Source organism: Aeromonas sp. 601027, assembly GCF_049174455.1.
GTDB classification, from domain to species: domain Bacteria; phylum Pseudomonadota; class Gammaproteobacteria; order Enterobacterales; family Aeromonadaceae; genus Aeromonas; species Aeromonas veronii_A.
Window position 1 is genome coordinate 478,661 of sequence record NZ_JAAKTN010000001.1, and the last position, 16,558, is coordinate 495,218.

8 protein-coding genes are annotated in these 16,558 nt (G+C 58.1%); 5 read left to right on the forward strand and 3 right to left on the reverse strand.

The features are described 5' to 3' along the window. The first annotated feature begins 242 nt into the window (after window positions 1-242). The 4 genes from G5193_RS02065 to G5193_RS02080 are packed head-to-tail and all read left to right on the forward strand — an operon-like array spanning window position 243 to window position 5,373. Window positions 243-1,562, forward strand: coding sequence for a lipopolysaccharide biosynthesis protein (locus G5193_RS02065; RefSeq protein WP_043819779.1), 1,320 nt, complete (start codon window positions 243-245; stop codon window positions 1,560-1,562). Then, window positions 1,550-2,956 carry an O-antigen ligase family protein gene (locus tag G5193_RS02070; RefSeq protein WP_227340664.1) on the forward strand — a complete coding sequence of 469 codons (1,407 nt, stop codon included), beginning with the start codon at window positions 1,550-1,552 and terminating at the stop codon, window positions 2,954-2,956. Before G5193_RS02065 ends, G5193_RS02070 begins: the two co-directional genes overlap by 13 nt. After that, window positions 2,953-4,224, forward strand: coding sequence for a glycosyltransferase family 4 protein (locus G5193_RS02075; protein WP_421204830.1), 1,272 nt, complete (start codon window positions 2,953-2,955; stop codon window positions 4,222-4,224). Before G5193_RS02070 ends, G5193_RS02075 begins: the two co-directional genes overlap by 4 nt. Before the next feature lie 12 nt (window positions 4,225-4,236). After that, window positions 4,237-5,373, forward strand: a complete 1,137-nt coding sequence (locus G5193_RS02080; RefSeq protein WP_421204831.1) for a glycosyltransferase family 4 protein — start codon at window positions 4,237-4,239, stop codon at window positions 5,371-5,373. Window positions 5,374-5,417: 44 nt separating this feature from the next. Here G5193_RS02080 and G5193_RS02085 read toward each other — a convergent pair whose 3' ends face one another. The 3 genes from G5193_RS02085 to G5193_RS02095 form a co-directional block, all read right to left on the reverse strand. Beyond that, a complete protein-coding gene (locus G5193_RS02085) occupies window positions 5,418-6,491 on the reverse strand; it encodes a diguanylate cyclase domain-containing protein (protein ID WP_421204985.1) in 1,074 nt (357 codons plus the stop codon). Window positions 6,492-6,766: 275 nt separating this feature from the next. Continuing rightward, window positions 6,767-9,679 carry an HD domain-containing phosphohydrolase gene (locus tag G5193_RS02090; RefSeq protein WP_421204832.1) on the reverse strand — a complete coding sequence of 971 codons (2,913 nt, stop codon included), beginning with the start codon at window positions 9,677-9,679 and terminating at the stop codon, window positions 6,767-6,769. A 238-nt stretch (window positions 9,680-9,917) separates the two neighbouring features. Continuing rightward, window positions 9,918-11,534 carry a response regulator gene (locus G5193_RS02095; RefSeq protein WP_421204833.1) on the reverse strand — a complete coding sequence of 539 codons (1,617 nt, stop codon included), beginning with the start codon at window positions 11,532-11,534 and terminating at the stop codon, window positions 9,918-9,920. A 547-nt stretch (window positions 11,535-12,081) separates the two neighbouring features. Between G5193_RS02095 and G5193_RS02100 the strand changes: the two genes are divergently transcribed. Then, the gene (locus G5193_RS02100) at window positions 12,082-16,110 is read left to right on the forward strand and encodes an ATP-binding protein (RefSeq protein ID WP_421204834.1); all 4,029 of its coding nucleotides are present in this window, start codon (window positions 12,082-12,084) and stop codon (window positions 16,108-16,110) included. Window positions 16,111-16,558 lie beyond the last annotated feature (448 nt).

Sequence of the window (16,558 nt, forward strand, 5' to 3'; positions counted from 1 at the left end):
CCAACAGGACGACCCCAGCGGGATCGGGCCAAATGGGGATAAGAGGAGAGTCAGATTGCACCGGTCGGTGCAATTTGCAGCCCGCGTTGTGCAAAACGCAAATGCCAGTCTCATTCTGGGCCTGTTCAGGCCGGTTAAGCCGCGCAGAGGAGCTATCGTCTCTGGGCGGGAGTGAGTGGCGTGGGCTTTGCATTAGCGGTAGCTGACCCGAAGCGGGATGCTTCGGGTGGCTGGGAGGCCCTATGAAACTTGGTGTGAACCAGATTGCCATGCTCTATTACGCCGGCGGCTTGCTCCTGATGAAGGGGATCTCCCTGCTGATGCTGCCGGTGTTGACCCATCAGCTGCTGCCTCGTGAATACGGCCAGCTCGAGGTGCTGCTGACCCTCATCAATCTGGGTTCCCTTATTTTGGGCTTCGGGCTGGTGGATGCCCTCTACCGCTTTGCCGGATTGGCGAAAGACGAGCAGGAGCGCCAGCAGGTGGTGGCCCGCATGTTTGGGCTGGTCTGGCTGATCGCCCTGGCCAGTCTGGTGCTGCTCTGGCTCTTGGCACCTGTGGTGCAAGCCTGGCTGCCGGTGGAAACCCGCCTTGCGGATGTGCGCTGGGTGCTCTGCGCCCTGCCGTTTGAAGGGGTGATCGGCGTGCCGCTGGCATGGCTGCGGATGCGCAATCAGGCCCGGCTCTTTTTCGTGGCGACCGCAGGCAAGGCGGTGATCCAGTCGGTGCTGACCGGTTGGTGGCTCTGGCTCGGCTGGGGCGTGAGCGGGGTGCTGGCCTCCGGCACCCTGACCTGCGTTGCACTGGCGTTGCTGCTGAGCCTCTGGCAGTGGCGAGATAGCGGGATCCGCTTTGACTGGCAGCACTATCGGCCGCTGCTGCGCTATGGATTACCCCTGGTGGTGAGCGGGCTGGCAGGCTTTGCCCTGAGCGGACTGGATCGCTGGCTGCTGGCCGATGTGGTGGGGGAGGCGCTGCTTGCCTACTACGCCGTTGCGGGCAAGCTGGCGCTGGCGGTGGGGTTGTTGCTGCAACCCTTTGCCCTCTGGTGGTATCCCCGCCGTTTCATGCTGCTGCGTGAGCCGGATGGACTGCGGCTCAATGCCCACTACAGCGTGATGGGGTCGGTACTGGGGTTTGTCACCGCGGGGATTGTTGGGCTCACTGCTCCCTTGCTTATTCGCTGGCTGACCCCGGAGAGCTATCACGGGGCGATCGCCTATATTCCGCTGCTGGTGCTGGGCATGGCGGTACGTAATGTCTCGGACTTGCTCAATGTCGGCTGCTTTAGCGGCGAGAAGAGCAATGCCCAGATGGTGATCAATCTGGGCTGCAGCGCCCTTGGGGTCGCAGGCTTTCTGCTCGCCATCCCCCCCTTCGGGGTTGCCGGGGTGATCTGGACCCTGCTGCTGGTCTATCTGGTGCGGGCGCTGGCCTTTTATCTGGTGAGCCAGCGGTTGCTGCCGCTGCCGTATCGCCTCTCGACCCTCTGGGCCAGTTCGCTTGGGGCGCTGGCGATGGTCTGGCTCGGCCAATGGTGGGCAGGATCATGGCTCGTCTAACGCCAGCCATCTGGGCAAGCGCCATCTGTCTGGTGCTGGCACTGCTCTGGTGGCGGCTGCCCCATCCCTTGCTGCTGCCGGTGCTCGGCCTTGCCATTCCCGCCATCTGGTTTGCCCTGCGCTGGCCCTTCTTGATGGTGCTGGGGTTTGTCACTTTCTCCTTCTTTCGGCTGCATGAGGTGTTCCCCCAGCTCTATCCCCTCAAGATCCCGCTGCTCTTCTCGCTGGCCGCCATCGGTGCGCTGGTCTGGCACATTTTGCTGACCGGTCGGATCAAGCCCTACTGGAGTCCAGCCCTGAGCTGGCTGACGGCCTTCTTTGTGATGGTCTCCATCGGTGTGCTGTTTGCCAGCAACCGGGGCGAGGCGATCGCCACCTGGACCGGCAGCTACAGCAAGATCTATCTGATGACCCTGGCCACCGCCTGGCTGGTGCGCACTCCGGGGGATTTTGCGCTGGCGGTGCGCACCTTCGTGGTGGCGGGCTGTCTGGTGGCGCTGGTGGCCCTCTACAACAAGGCGAGCGGGATCGGGCTGGTGGAGGGTACCCGGGTGACCATAGGGCGCGAGCTGGGCTCTGTGCTGGGGGATCCCAACGATCTGGCGCTGGTGCTGCTCTTTCCTGCCGGCTTTTCGCTGAGCTTGCTGCTCAATCAGGGCAATGGGGTGGGAGGGCGTTTACTGGGGGGGCTCGGCTTTGCGCTGACTGCGGCCGCCATTATCGCCACCCAGAGCCGGGGTGGTTTGCTGGGTATCTGCGCCGTTGGTGGCCTGTTTGCCTGGCAGCGGGTGAAGTCGAAAACCCTGTTGATCTCGCTGGGGATGGTCGCGCTGGTGGTGCTGTTTGCCGCCGCCGGGATCAGCGATCGGGCATCTGGCGGCGCCGCCGAGAGCGGGGTCGATGCCTCGGCCATGGGGCGGATCTACGCCTGGCAAGCGGCCTGGGGCATGGCGTTGGGCCATCCGCTGGTGGGGGTGGGCTTGTCCAATTTCTATTACAACTACTTCTTCTACAGCCCCCATTGGGATGGACTCAATCATGCGGTGCACTCCACCTGGTTCGGGGTGCTGGCTGAAACCGGCTTTGTCGGGCTGGCGCTGTTTATCGGCATGGTGGCGGTGACCCTGCGCAGTTGCTGGCGTTGCCAGCTCGCTGGCATGCCTCCTGCAGTGATCACGGCGATGCAGGGTGTGATGGCCAGCATGGTTGGGTTTGTGATTTCGGGATCCTTCCTGACCCAGGGGTTTACCTGGCCCATCTATCTGGAATTGGCGCTGGCCGTCGCCGTCATCAAGTACGTGCAGCAGGCGGCCACAGAGGTGAAGGCCACCGCTGAGGATCATCAGGAGGCAACCCGGTTGCCGGCAGTGCCACCAACGGGAGCAAGAGGATGAACGCAACCCCTGTTTTGCTGGTTCACTACGGAGAGGACTGGATCCGCGGCAGCGAACGCTGCCTGCTGGATCTGCTGGCCCACCTCGATCGCAGCCGGTTTACGCCGTTGCTCTGGTGCAATAGCCCGGCTCTGGCGGCAGAGGCGGCCACCCTCGGGGTCGAAACCATGGTCGAGCCGTTCAGCCTGCTGATGGGATGGCAGGCGCCCCGTTTTGATCTTGCTGCCCATCGGCGCCTCTCCCGGCGAGCCAGAGAGCTCATCACCGAACGGCAGATTGGGCTGGTACATGCCAACAGCGCGGCCCCTTGTCAGTGGCTGGCGGGTGTTTGTCGGGCGTTGCAGGTACCGTTGGTGTGCCACCTCCATGCCCGTTACCAGCCCAGAGACAGGTTCAGCCTGCGGGTTCATCAGGCAAGCGTGCTGATCGGGGTGAGCGAGCCGGTGTTGACCGGTTGGCGCCAGGATGGCTGCGCGGCCGATCGGTTGATCCGGGTACCTAACGGGGTGGATGCAGCTCGCCTGAATGGCGGTGCTCACTGGCCGGTCGTCGGCATGCTGGGCTTGCCCCCGGGGGATATGATCATCGCAACCATCGGCTCATTGATCAAACGTAAGGGGATCGATCTGCTGATCCGCTCGCTGGCTGCCCTGATGGCATCGGGGGAGGAGGCCCAGTTGCTGATCATTGGCCGCGGCCCGGAGCGGGAAGCATTGATGGCGTTGGCTGTCGAACTCGGGGTGGCCGAGCGCGTCCACTTTTTGGGCGAGCGGCCGGACAGTGCCGCTATTTTGCGGGGCGGGGTGGATCTGCTGGTCTCTGGAGCCCGTGAGGAGGTGTTTGGTCTGACGTTGGCGGAAGCGGGCATGTTGGGGCTCCCAGTCAGTGCCTATCGGGTGGGCGGCATCCCCGAAGTGGTGGAGGAGGGGGCGACCGGCTTGCTGGCAACCCCGGGGGATTGGGCCGAGATGGCTGATCACTGGCGGCAATTGAGTAATCCTCAACGCCGATGTGAAATGGGGCGGGCCGCTCAGCTGCGTGCCGCACAGTTGTTCACGGTGGCGCGCTACGTTGACGGGGTCACGGCGGTGTGGGACGCCGCGTTGGCTGGTCGTTGGCACGCCACGGCCCCCACACCCTTCCGACCACTCATTCACTGGGCGGGGCAACGACTCCTTGCCAGAGGTCGCAATATGCTGGCGAGTGGGATGGCAAAAGTGGCGCAAAAAGTGCAAATGGGGTTTGGCCGCCGCAAGGTGCCAGAGTAAGGGAGCAGCAAGATGAGCATGCAAACTGAGCCGGTGTTTGGAAAGATCATCGTCGTGGATCCCATCCCGTTTCGCGGTGGCTCCAAGGTTGCGACCGAAGTGCTGCTCGATGAGTTGGCCAAGCGGATGCCCGGGCTCACATGCCATGTGCTGACCCAGGATCCCGACTCCTGGCCCCGTTGTCAGCATCATCCTCTTTGGCTGCCCCACATATTGAAGGGGCGGGAGTCCGGCATCGGCTATCTGCTCAAACAGGGGTGGCAGACCCTGCTCATCCTCTGGCTGGTGTTGCGTCTGGGGCAGGTGAAGTGCCTGGTGGCGGCGTCCGGGCCAGGGGTGGATCTCTGCTGTTACTGGGCTGCCCGCTGGTTGCGGTGCCGGGTGGTTCAGCTGATCCATGGCCCTGTGGGATGCTCGGGCCTCTCTGCCAGGGCCTTGCAACGGGCGAGTTTTGTCTTTTATCTGGAATCGACCCGCAGCTCCCTGGCGGCATTGCTGGCCCGGCTTGGCGAGACCGAGTTCCCGTCACACTGGCAGCCATTTACCAACGGTTTGAGCGAGATTGATTGGCCCAATGCGACCCTGGGGGGGCCCCGTATTTTGTGGGCGGCTTCGTTGCTGCGCTGGAAGGGACTGGAGACCATGCTGGCCGCCCATCAAATGATCCCTGATGCTCGCCCCGAGCTGATGGTGTGCTATCTGCAGCCCAAGGGCACGCTGCAACCCTGCAGCCAGCCTCAGCCACAGCTGCCAGACACGCACTGGTATGCCAACCCCGCCAATCTTGACGAGATCCGAGCTCAATGCGGTATTTTTGTCTCCACCAGTCATCAGGAACCGTTTGGCCTCTCCATTCTGGAGGCTATGGCGGCAGGATTATGTGTAGTGATCCCGGCCGATGGCGCCTGGTGGGACCGACACCTCACCGATGACGTGAATTGCCGCAAATATCAGCCAAACGATCCCGGCGATCTGGCGCGGGTGCTGGCCAGCCTCAATGCGATGCCCGACGTGGTCAAGCGACTTGGCCATCATGCTCGCCTGCATGCCATGGTCCATTACAACGCGTCAGATACCTATCAAAGCACACTGGATCAGTGGGAAGGCATGTTGCGATGGGATGCGTTGAGCCTTGCCGTGCATGGTTAGCGCGCAGTGGTTCCCCACGGGGAGGATGGTGGCGTATGAGGGACTTATGGGCAGACTGGTTGCGGGAGGCTGGGTGACTCCGCCACTCTGATGCAGTTACGGCCGGATGATTTGGCGGTGTAGAGCGCAGCATCAGCCAGTTTTACCAGTTCAGATGGCTGCCAGTGACTCGATGGTCTGAGGCAGGCAACACCCATGCTAACGGTCACCAGACCGGTGGCATTTTGTGCGTGTGGCTGCGCGAGTGCAAAAATCAGCCGCTGGATATGTTGGGCAATTTCATAGGCGGATTGACGCTCGACATGTGGCAACAGGATGACAAACTCCTCTCCGCCGTAGCGGGCCACCAACTCCCCCGAGCGGCGCCCGGATTGCGCCAGGGTATGGGCCAGCAATCGAAGGCACTCGTCACCGGCAACGTGGCCATAGAGGTCGTTGAACTGCTTGAAATGATCGATGTCGAGCATGATGAGCGCAATCGGCATCTCTGTCTGAATACAGCGCTCCCAGGCCTGGTTCAATGAGTTGTCGAACAGACGACGGTTGCCGATATTGGTTAGCCCGTCGGTATTGCTGAGCGCTTCCAGTTTCCGGTTCGCTTCCGCCAGCTCCCTGGTTCTGAGCTCGATAATGAGCTCCAGCTCATGTTGGCGCTCCTCCAGACTGGTCATCGGGTAAATTTCGCTTTCCCGAGCCGCACTGTAAGGGATGGAGATACTGCTGTGAGCAATTTTCCACGCCATGGCTTCGTGTCGAAAAATCAATACCAGTCTGGCGGTTCTGCGGGAGAGGATAGGTTCTGATTTCGGTAGATGGATATGAAAGAAGGCGGTGACCGCCACCACATCCGCGGCCAGATCTTGCAGGGTCACATTGAGTATTTCCAGGCGGATCCTGCCCGGGATCTGGGCAAAATCGCGGCGGGTTATCCGGATCCACTCATCCCTATCGGTAACCAGAACATCACTGCTGCCGGCAAAACCGCTGAAATTGTCGCTAAACCGCGTGGTGAGCCGATCATCCCGTGATGAATACAGCTCGATGTACTCATCAAACAGTGAGCGGATCAACTGTTCCCGTTCAGTGGTCATTGCGCTGGGCCCATGAGAAGTGGTCACGTTTTTCAAACGTTCGATTGAACTATAGTCAATAATGTCATTTCATTTGGCTATCTATCTTGATTTTTATCGTTTTTTTATTCGATTACCGTTATTGGCAAGTGTCCGTAAGGTCAGTCAGAACAAGGCGCCATGGAGAGGATTAGCATGGCTGTCCGGTGCATATCCTCCCCATCTCTATTACGCATCGGGGTGACCACCGGTGACAAGACAGCGGGTCTGCATGCAGATCCCCAGACTGCAGGCATCAGGTAACCCAGAGTGCCTCGCGGCGATCAATGGCTGGCGAGATAGGGGCTGATATCCACCTCGTCAATGAGCTCCGGGCTCATGTAACGCTTGGCATAGCGCAGGTAGACGCCAGAGCGGAGAAAGAGCGCAAACAGCTCGGGGTCGATATGGTGATCCTGTTGCATGAATCCCATGATGCGGATGGCCTCCGAGAGAGATTTGGCTTTCTTGTAGGGGCGATCGCCGGCGGTCAGCGCCTCGAAGATATCGGCGATGGCCATCATCCGGGCAGGGATGCTCATCTCGTCCCGTTTCAGCCGCTTGGGATAACCAGTGCCATCCATCTTCTCATGGTGTCCCCCTGCGATTTCCGGCACCTGTTTCAGGTTGGCGGGGAAGGGGAGTTTTTCGAGCATGATGATGGTCTGGATCATGTGCTCGTTGATCTTGTAGCGCTCCTCATCTGTGAGGGTGCCCCGGCGGATGGCGAGGTTGTAGAGCTCGCCGCGGTTATAGAGGTATTCAGGGGTGTTGACCTGAAATCCCCAAGGGTTGTCAGGGGCAAGGCGGTCGCGGTTGCTGCGGGTGAAGAGGTGATCCGGGCGATCGGCCAACAAGGGTTCGGTGACCGGCAGCGGTGACTCCGCGGCCCGCTGCTTGCGCGCCAGTTCATCCTGAGAGATCCCAATCCGATCGGAGAGCGTGCGCTGCCAGGTGCGGCCCGCGATCTGCTGCAGCCTTGCAATATCCTCTGTGGCCATAAATTCGCCCCCTTCGTTGCAACGGGCGATAAAGGCAAACTCCTCATCCAGCTGTTGCCACTGCTGTTGCAGCGTGGCCTGTAACGCGGCCTCATCACCCCCATGGAGACGTGCCTGCCAGTAGGCAATCTCGGCATCCCGTTTCAGCACTTCAAAGCGCATCCTGACCTCGTGAATGCGATCGCACAGGGTTTCCAGCTTGGTGGCCTTGTCGACCACAAACTCCGGTGTGGTGACTTTGCCGCAGTCGTGCAGCCAAGCCGCGATATGTATTGCTTCCCACTGTTTTTCATCGAGCGAAAAGTGTTGGAAGGGGCCCTCCTTGGCCTCACATGCCGCTTCTGCCAGCATCTTGGTCAGTTCGGGGACTCGCTGACAGTGGCCACCGGTATAGGGGCTCTTGGCATCGATGGCCCCTGCGATGAGCTGGATAAAGGCCTCCAGCAGATTGCGCTGCTCCTCCAGCAGCCGCTGGGTGGTGAGTGCCACGGCGGCGGTGGAAGAGAGCGCGTTGACAAATGCCATCCGCTGCGGGGTCAGGGACTTCTTCCGTTCATCGATCAGAAACACCAGGGTGCCGAGCAGTTGGCCATCACGGTTTTTCAGGGCAATCGGCCAGAAGGTCAGCGGCGTGTCGCTCTCCTCAATGTAGGGAAACAGGATCTGCAATTCGCTGGTGACCAACGCAACGGGTTCCAGTTCTACTCCTTGCAAGCTCTGGAACAGTGGATGTTTTGGCTGATTGAGCGTTCCGATACTGTGGATCGGCGTTTGCTCCTGCACCTCGCCATTCCAGCACAACCCTGCCAGATCCAGCGTCTTGTTGCCGCTATCGGAGAGGTAGAGCATGCAGCCTGTTGCACCGGTCAGTTGCTGCATTTCGGTGAGCAGCCGCACCAGCAAGCGGGGGAAACTGGTCTCGCTGGAGAGGGAGGTGGAAAGCTGTAAAAAGCGCTGGATAGTCGATTTCATGTCGCCCATGGCCTGGGAGAGATCGATGATTTCAGCAATATAGGAGTTGACTCTGATCGGATCGTTGAAGTCGAAGTGGGCGATTTTTCCTGCTTCTTGAGTCAGGTCATCAAGGGGCCTGGCGGCGGTTCTGGCCAGCTTGATGGCCGCGAACAGGGCAAAGATCAGGAAGATGCCCGACAGAAGGAAGGTCTGATTGCGAATGGTGAAGGCGGTGGCCAGCAACTCATCGACAGGTGCTGCAATCCAGAGGGTTAATTTTGACCCATCGGCTTCCGGTAAAGTGATACGCATTCCTTGCCAATCATTGCCCTCTGATTTAAAGGAAAGACTATCTGCCTTCTGATTCTGACTGGCATTCATCAAGTGTTGGATCATAGGCAGGTCGGCTTCGGTCACTCTTGCAAGTCGATAAGCGCCATGTTCATGAATCAGCATCCCACCTTTATGACTTGTCATTAGCTCGCCCTGCTCATTGACGATGGCTAGACGCATATTGGGGGTTATCTTGGCGGATTTGAGCAGGCGCTCGATAGCTCGGAGGTTCAGGCTCATCCCTATGACGCCAGCCCCATTTTGCATTGGTTCGGCAAAACTCAGGTACATCTCCTGAGTATCGTGCGAGATATAGAGAGGGGATTGCACCAACTGTCCACTCTGCTTGGCCTGAATAAACCATGGATGCTCTATTGGATCAAAAAATTGTCCTGATTCCTCTTGCCGTTCAATGATGGTGAGATTGTCGGCCAGCGCGAAGGTCTCCGTAAGAGTGGTTGCCTCTTGATGCCGGATGCTCTTCACGATCCAGCGGGTATTGGCGGGCGGCGTTAGGTGTTGTACCTCGGTGTCGGCAGGCCAGCGCATGAGCCAGAATAGATCGCCGTTGTTGTAACCGGCATACACCGCGTTGGCAGAAGGTTGTCCTTTGAGCAGGGTTGTCATGTAGGGAAGGCTGGCCATTCGCTCTGACAGGGTCTTGGCTTCGGTCAGGCGCTGTTGGGCGAGCAGATTGACGCTTAAAGCTGAGGTGCTGAACAGCCCTTCTAAAGCCTGAGTGGTGATTTGGCCAATCAGGGTGAATCTGTCTTCCGCCTCTTTCATCAGCATGGTTTTGGTTTGCCGATATTGGTGACCAAGAGTGATCAAGGCAAACACCAGCAATAAACCCAGAAACAGATGGGCAATATGAACATACAAGGGGATAACGCGGCGAATGAGATTCATGTTATCTCCTTAAATGGATGGGTTTGTTGAGTGGGGTATAAATGAGATAGCCCAACAGAATAATAGGTAGCTTCATGGTGTTCGCCCTTGCTGCTTGCATTAAAGAGACCCCGTTGCGTAAACCACCAGATGACGATAAATGGAAAGGGGTGATAAATCCTTTTTTTATTCACCCATCGCAGTAGCCAAAAATGATCCACGGCGATGTTACCGCAGAGTTCTGTGATCGTGATTCTTTTCACTCTGGATATGGATTGAAACCCTCTTTTTGCGGGAAGTGCGCCGAGATATTCAGCAGCCTGGTTTCTTCATCCAGCGACACAGTAACGGTGGCGCCATGGGCTTCCAGCATGATTTTGCCATGATAGCCATTGTGACTGTGTGCTTCTTTGTTGTTATTAGAGGATGGGAATCTGTCGAACAGAGAGAGGACATTATTGATATCCAGCAAGGTCGAGCTATCAATATTTAAAATAATGCTTTCGGGGTATTTCAGACAGACAATTTCCACGCAGGAGGAGGGTGCCGCATGCTCACAAGCGAGCCGTGTCAATATTTGAAACGCGGAATAACAGAGAAATTCGTCACCTGCGATGAATAGCTCATCATAGAGGTAATTTTTGGGTTTGGTCAGCTTGATATCGAGCTTTTTCTCGGCATAGAGATTTTTGAATTGCACCGAAAGCCGGTTGAAAATATTAAAGAGCTGGACTTTACCCGCTTTCAAAACAAAGGTGCCGGTTTCAATCTGGTAAATCTCGCTGGCCAGCCGGGTCAATGCCAGTGCATCGCCTACAGATTTTCTGGTGATGGATAGCTGGGTTTTTTGGAGCATGTTGAGCGATGAGTCGGCCGCCAGCTCTTCCAGCAGGTGTAGCGCGTTGAGCAGGGGCTCCCGAATTTCATAGCGGATATTGAACTCGAGGCTCTCTTTGAGCGCATTGAGCTCAAGCATCTGATCGAACTCTTTTTGCAGATCTCTTCTGGCATGCACCAGCCGCATCAGATTGGCAATGCGAAAACGCAGCATCTCGATGTCGATCGGCTTGGTGATAAAATCGACGGCCCCCAGTTTCATCGCCCGTTTACGGGAATAGATATCATCCAGTGCCGTCATAAAGACGATGGGGATGTGCTCTGAGTGGGGATGTTCACGCAAAATTCTGGCAACATCGAATCCGTTCAGGTTGGGCATCATGATATCGAGCAGCACCAGATCGGGTGGATTATCCGATTGGCAGATCCTGATCGCTTTTTCGCCATCTTTGACCAACTTGAGATGAAACTCTTTGCGAAATACCGAGGTGATCAGCATCAAATTATCTGGAACATCGTCAACCACCAGAATGGTTGGACTATCCTGATTGCTGGCAACCAGATCGCTGTTGGAAAAACGGTGCAAACGACCGAATTCGAATTGCGAGAGTGGGGGTTGCGATTGGCTGGTTGCCAACAGCAGCCGAGTGATCCTGGTTTTAAGGGTATCGGGCTTGAGCGGGGTCAAGATAATGTCAGAGACTTTCGCCTGGACAAATTGTTCGATCAATGGGCGATCTGTCCCTGAGGTCAGGGTCAAAAATGGCAGTGTGTGATGAGGTGCCCTACTGCGAATATTTTTCAGCAGCGTGAGCAAGTTTGCCGAATCGAGATCGATATTGCAGATGATCATGGCGGCAGGGCCATCAGACACGCAACGTTCCAGCGCCTCGACACTCTCCACCACCGTAATCTGGCTTATGCCAATGGCTCGTAACTGATTGCATAGCGCATCGCTGTGCACATTATCTTTTTCCAGTACCAGCGTGGGCCCGGAAATTATTTTTGCTATGTCCATATGGCTATCTGATGTGCCCATCTGTCGCTGTATCCTGCCAGCTCATTTTGAGCATGATAATATAGGGTGCATGACCCTGGTCAACCGATACCTCTGCTACCTTGCGCTGGAAATATAAATCTGCAAGCGGGCTCATCACCCAACGTGATAAAGAGAGCAATCCGATATCATCATACCGTTGGTGCTGACCCATCTTCTGATGGTGTACAACCGCCATTACCCCATATCCACTTTTTTCTTGTATCCGATTTATCCCTTGTGAGTTGCTGGCTCCTGTCGGGTTGTGCGCACATTTCAACCGGGTTGTCATGGCTGCCTGTCGGGGGATCCGTTATGGTGTGAGAAAGGTTGGCAGGGGTCGCTATCCTCCATCTTGGCAGGGAGAATCACGAGATATGGAACATCTTGCCCCGAGCGCGGCTCATCCTATGGTGCTGCTGGTTGATGATAAGAGTGGCTGCCACAATTTGATGAATACGCTGCTCGGTGAGTGCCTTTTATTGCACGTCTTCTCCTGTGAGGCGGTGCTGATGATGGTCAGGCAGAACGATGGAGCATGCTGTCAACCATGAAATCGCGTCTCTGGCACATTACTGCCGTGCTGTTGCTCTCCCTGATGTTGGCCACGCTGGTCGATGCCTTCTATCTGGAGCTGGAGCGGCAGGAGTATCGCCAGTCGCTGGATACCCGCATTCAGCGCGAGGGCGACAATCTGCAGCAACTGACCCTCTCAAGCAAGGGGATGGGGGCGGTGCAACTGGCTGGCCGCCTCAACCGCGAGATCCAGCAATCGTCACTGCTCGAGCGGGGGGAGCTGAGCCCGAGCGAAGCTCTGCAGGTGTTGGCGCAGGGGGTGAAGGCCAATCATGCCTTTGTTACCAATAAAGCAGGGGTGATTGTCCGTGATTGGGATGCGCTTGGCCGCCATGTCGTCGGGCAGGATGTGTCGTTTCGCTCCTACTTCAGGCAAGGGCTCAAGGGGCTGGAAACAGTAGATGCCGGGGTTAGCCTCAATACCGGCAAGCGGATGATCTATGTGGCGGCGCCAGTCTCTCACGATCGGGCGCAAGGAAGCGACATTACTGGGGTGGTGGTGGCGCGTTACGAGATGGCGCTGCTCGATACCTTTCTGGCCGGGTGGGGCGATACCATCGGTTTGCTGGTCTCGCCAGATGGAGTGGTGATGGCCAGCAACAAGAGCGATTGGCAAATGGCGGTGGTGGGACCGAACTCTGCCGCCAGGCAACAGCAGCTCTTTGCCTCTCGCCTATATGGACACTACTTTGCCCCGGATCGCAAACCGGTGATCCTGCCTGCACTCGATGGCAGTGAAGTTCGGATAGGGAAAGATAGCTATCTGGTGAGCCGCATGCCTATCGAGTGGCACGATGCCAAAGGGCAGTGGACGCTGCTGCTGTTGGGCAATGTGGAACAGGCCGTGTCAGGATGGCGGCGAGTGGCCTTGTTCGGCACCGCCCTGTTGATATGTCTGAGCTCGGCCCTGCTCTGGCAGGGGCGGATGTTGCGTCGCCGCAGCATTCGCGAGCGCAACGAGCAGTTTGCCTTCCAGCAGGCGTTGATCGATACCCTGCCACATCCTCTCTTCTATACCGACAATCAGGGGCGCCTGCTGGGGGTGAATCGCGCCTTTACCAGCGCATTTGGTGGCGCCCGGCCGGTCGAAGGCAAGCGGCTGGCGGAGTTGCCGCAACTGGCCGGACTGGATGCGGTGGATGAGGGTAACACCTTGCAAAGGGTGGCGGGCAGTCAGGCCAGAACGCAGCATGAGGTGCGCCTGTTTTCGCCGGATGGCCGTCCTCTGGACATGCTCTATTTTCTCTCGGGGATCGAGCTTGCCGAGAGCGAGCGAAGCGGTGCGGTCGGCAGCTTGGTCGACATCACCCCGATCCGTGCCGCCGAGCAGGCCATGCGGGAGGCTCATGACCGGATAGCGGCAGATCGCCAGCGGCTGCACGAGAGCGAGCAGCGGATCCAGTCCATGGTGCGCAACGTACCGGGTATGGTCTATCGCTGCTTGCCTCATCATCCCTGGACCATGTTGTTCGTCAGCGACGAGGCGGAAAAATTAACCGGCTATCCCGCCAGCGATTTTGTCGATAACAGCCGCGATTTTGGTGACTTGATCCATCCCGATGACCTCGAACTGAGCAACCGCAACACCATCGAGGCCATTGCCGAACACCGGCAATACATCAACGAGTACCGCATCTTCGATCGCTGGGGTCAGCTCCGCTGGGTCTACTCCATCGGACTCGCCACCTATGATGCCGAGGGTAAGGCCGTCTATCTGGACGGGATCATCTTCGATTTCAGCGACCGCAAGCAGGCTGAGGCCGCCATGCTAGAAGCTAGGCAGATCGCCGAAGATGCCACCCGAACCAAGAGCGAATTTTTGGCCAACATGAGCCATGAGATCCGCACGCCAATGAATGCCATCATCGGTATGGCCCATCTGGTGCTGCAAACCAACCTCTCCCCCGAGCAGCACAACTATGTGAGCAAGATAGACAGAGCGGCGAACAACCTGCTCGGGATCCTCAACGACATCCTTGACTTTTCCAAGATGGAGGCGGGCAAGTTGCAACTGGAGAAGGTGGATTTCCAGCTCAACGAGGTGTTCGAGTGGCTGGCGGATCTTACGGCGTTTCGGGCGCGGGAAAAGGGGCTGGCGCTGCTGTTCGATCTGGCCGCTGATCTGCCTGACCGTTTGTGCGGCGATCCCCTGCGGCTTGGCCAGATCCTGCTCAACCTGACCAGCAATGCCATCAAGTTCACCGAGCAGGGAGAGGTGATTGTCCGGCTGGCACGCAGTAACGAGCGAGATGGCAAGATCTGGCTGCAGGGCAGTGTGCAGGATAGCGGTATCGGCATGACAGCCGAGCAGTGCCAGCGTCTCTTCCACTCCTTTGAACAGGCTGACAGCTCGACCACCCGCAAATATGGTGGCACCGGTCTTGGTTTGGCCATCACGAACAATCTGGTGCAACTGATGGACGGTGAGATCCGGGTGGAGAGCGCCCCGGGGCAGGGCAGCGAGTTCCACTTCCGTATCTGTCTCGCCACCCTGGCGGATCAGGGTAAGGAGAAAGAGCAACGTGTGGCCATGCCGCTGGCGCCGCAGCGTCTGCTGTTGCTGGAGTCGTGTCCTGCTTCGCGAGCGGCCATTCTCCACCAGCTGGCGGCGCTGCCTGTTGAGCTTGTCTGCGCGGACGAGCCCGCCGCAGTGCTGGCACTGCTGCATCAAGGCATCGCGGCGGGCAAACCCTGTGATCGAGTTGTGCTGGGCTGGCTGGAGGGGGAGAGCTGGTTGTCAGAGGTGCTGCAGGAGGTTGGCACGCTGGCAGCGCCGCCCGCGATCTTGCTGATCACCTCGGGCGATCCCGCACCGCTTGCCAGCTATGTTGTTGCGCTGGGGTTGGCGCCGTGTGATGTGCTGGCCCATCCGTTTACCCCGCAGGCACTGTGTCAGGCATTGTGTAAGGCGCAGGGGGGCGATGCCGTGGGACGAGAGGCGTTATCGGATGCAAGCCCCTATCATCAGGTTGCGCTGCCCGCTCATGGGCTGGCGGGGGCTCGTCTGCTGTTGGTGGATGATAACGACATGAACCGGGAGGTGGCGCTGGCCCTGCTGGGCAAGGAGCAGATCTCCCTGGTCTGTGCTTGCGATGGGGCACAGGCGCTCGCCCTGCTGGCGCAAGATCGCGGGTTTGACGGTATCCTGATGGATTGCCAGATGCCGGTGATGGACGGGTACACCGCGACCCGGTTGATCCGCGCCGATCCGACGCTGGCCCGGATCCCCATTATCGCCATGACAGCCAGCACCATGGTCGGGGATAAAGAGAAGGCGCTGGCGGCAGGCATGAATGACCATATCGCCAAACCCTTGAATATGCCGCTGTTGCTGGCGACCCTCTCGCACTGGATCACACCTGCCAGACCTCTGGCTGCCGCCAGCAAGTTGCAGGTGACTGACGATGCGACCCCTTGGCAAGGCGTGCCCGGCCTTGACGCGCAGCGGGGCATGGCCGTGATGGGGGGCGACAGTGTGCTCTACCGCAATATGTTGCAGCGCTTTTGTAACGGGCAGCAGGGGTTTGAAGCCAGTTTCCACTCGGCGTGGGCCTCGGATGACAAAGTCACGGCCCGGCGTCTGGTTCACACTCTCAAGGGCAGTGCCAGCACCATAGGGGCGACCGGTGTGGCGGAGCAGGCGGCGCTGCTCGAGCAAGCCGGTGAAGAGGGGGATGATGCAGGGGTCGCAACCCGCTTGCCATCCCTGATGGCCGAGCTGAAGCCCCTGCTGTCTGGGCTGGAAGCCGCGCTGGCAGTGTCCCCTGTGACGATGGGCGCTTCCCGAGGCATCGATGCCGGGATGCTGGCGGCGCAACTCCAGCAGTTGGGGGCCTTGCTGGCACAGAGCGATGCCCAGGCGTTGGCGCTTTGTCAGCAGATTGAGGCTGATCTGGCTGGCAGTGCATTGCCGCTGCGTGCTGCATTTCAAGAGGTGAGCCGGGCGGTCAACGAGTTCGAGTTCGATAAGGCGCTGCAGTTGCTGGCACCACTGCTTGGGTGATGGTTAACACCCTTATCGCTTGTCATGTTCATTGTCATCCCAACTCATTTTTTAGGGTTGCCATTGAACAAGAACAATTATCATCTATATCGATAGATATGGATATTTACGCTCTGGTTAATTACGCTGGGTGACGTGAAGGTAAATAGTGTGAAGGTGGGCGGTAACATCTGTAACCGGATGAGCGAATGCATCACGAGTTAAATATGATCACTATGTTGCAGGCAGCCTTCCACCTTGCCTTTTCTCTTACCATTAATTTGAATGCAGATTCACGATGATGCGTAAACATATCCGTGAGTGCGATATTTTACTCACCAGCATCCAAGACAATAAAGAGTGGGGGGAGCGTATTGATATGCATACCTCGGCGGCATCTTTTCATTAAGCTGTGTTAAACGGGCAGGGAGGCCAAGCGGGGTTGTGCTGTGTGGGCTTGCAGTAGAAC

Bases quoted from the DNA above. Each gene is read 5' to 3' on its own strand.
- G5193_RS02065 (WP_043819779.1), top strand. From the start codon at position 243: ATGAAACTTGGTGTGAACCAGATTGCCATGCTCTATTACGCCGGCGGC.
- G5193_RS02070 (WP_227340664.1), top strand. From the start codon at position 1,550: ATGGCTCGTCTAACGCCAGCCATCTGGGCAAGCGCCATCTGTCTGGTG.
- G5193_RS02075 (WP_421204830.1), top strand. From the start codon at position 2,953: ATGAACGCAACCCCTGTTTTGCTGGTTCACTACGGAGAGGACTGGATC.
- G5193_RS02080 (WP_421204831.1), top strand. From the start codon at position 4,237: ATGAGCATGCAAACTGAGCCGGTGTTTGGAAAGATCATCGTCGTGGAT.
- G5193_RS02090 (WP_421204832.1), bottom strand. From the start codon at position 9,679: ATGAATCTCATTCGCCGCGTTATCCCCTTGTATGTTCATATTGCCCAT.
- G5193_RS02095 (WP_421204833.1), bottom strand. From the start codon at position 11,534: ATGGGCACATCAGATAGCCATATGGACATAGCAAAAATAATTTCCGGG.
- G5193_RS02100 (WP_421204834.1), top strand. From the start codon at position 12,082: ATGAAATCGCGTCTCTGGCACATTACTGCCGTGCTGTTGCTCTCCCTG.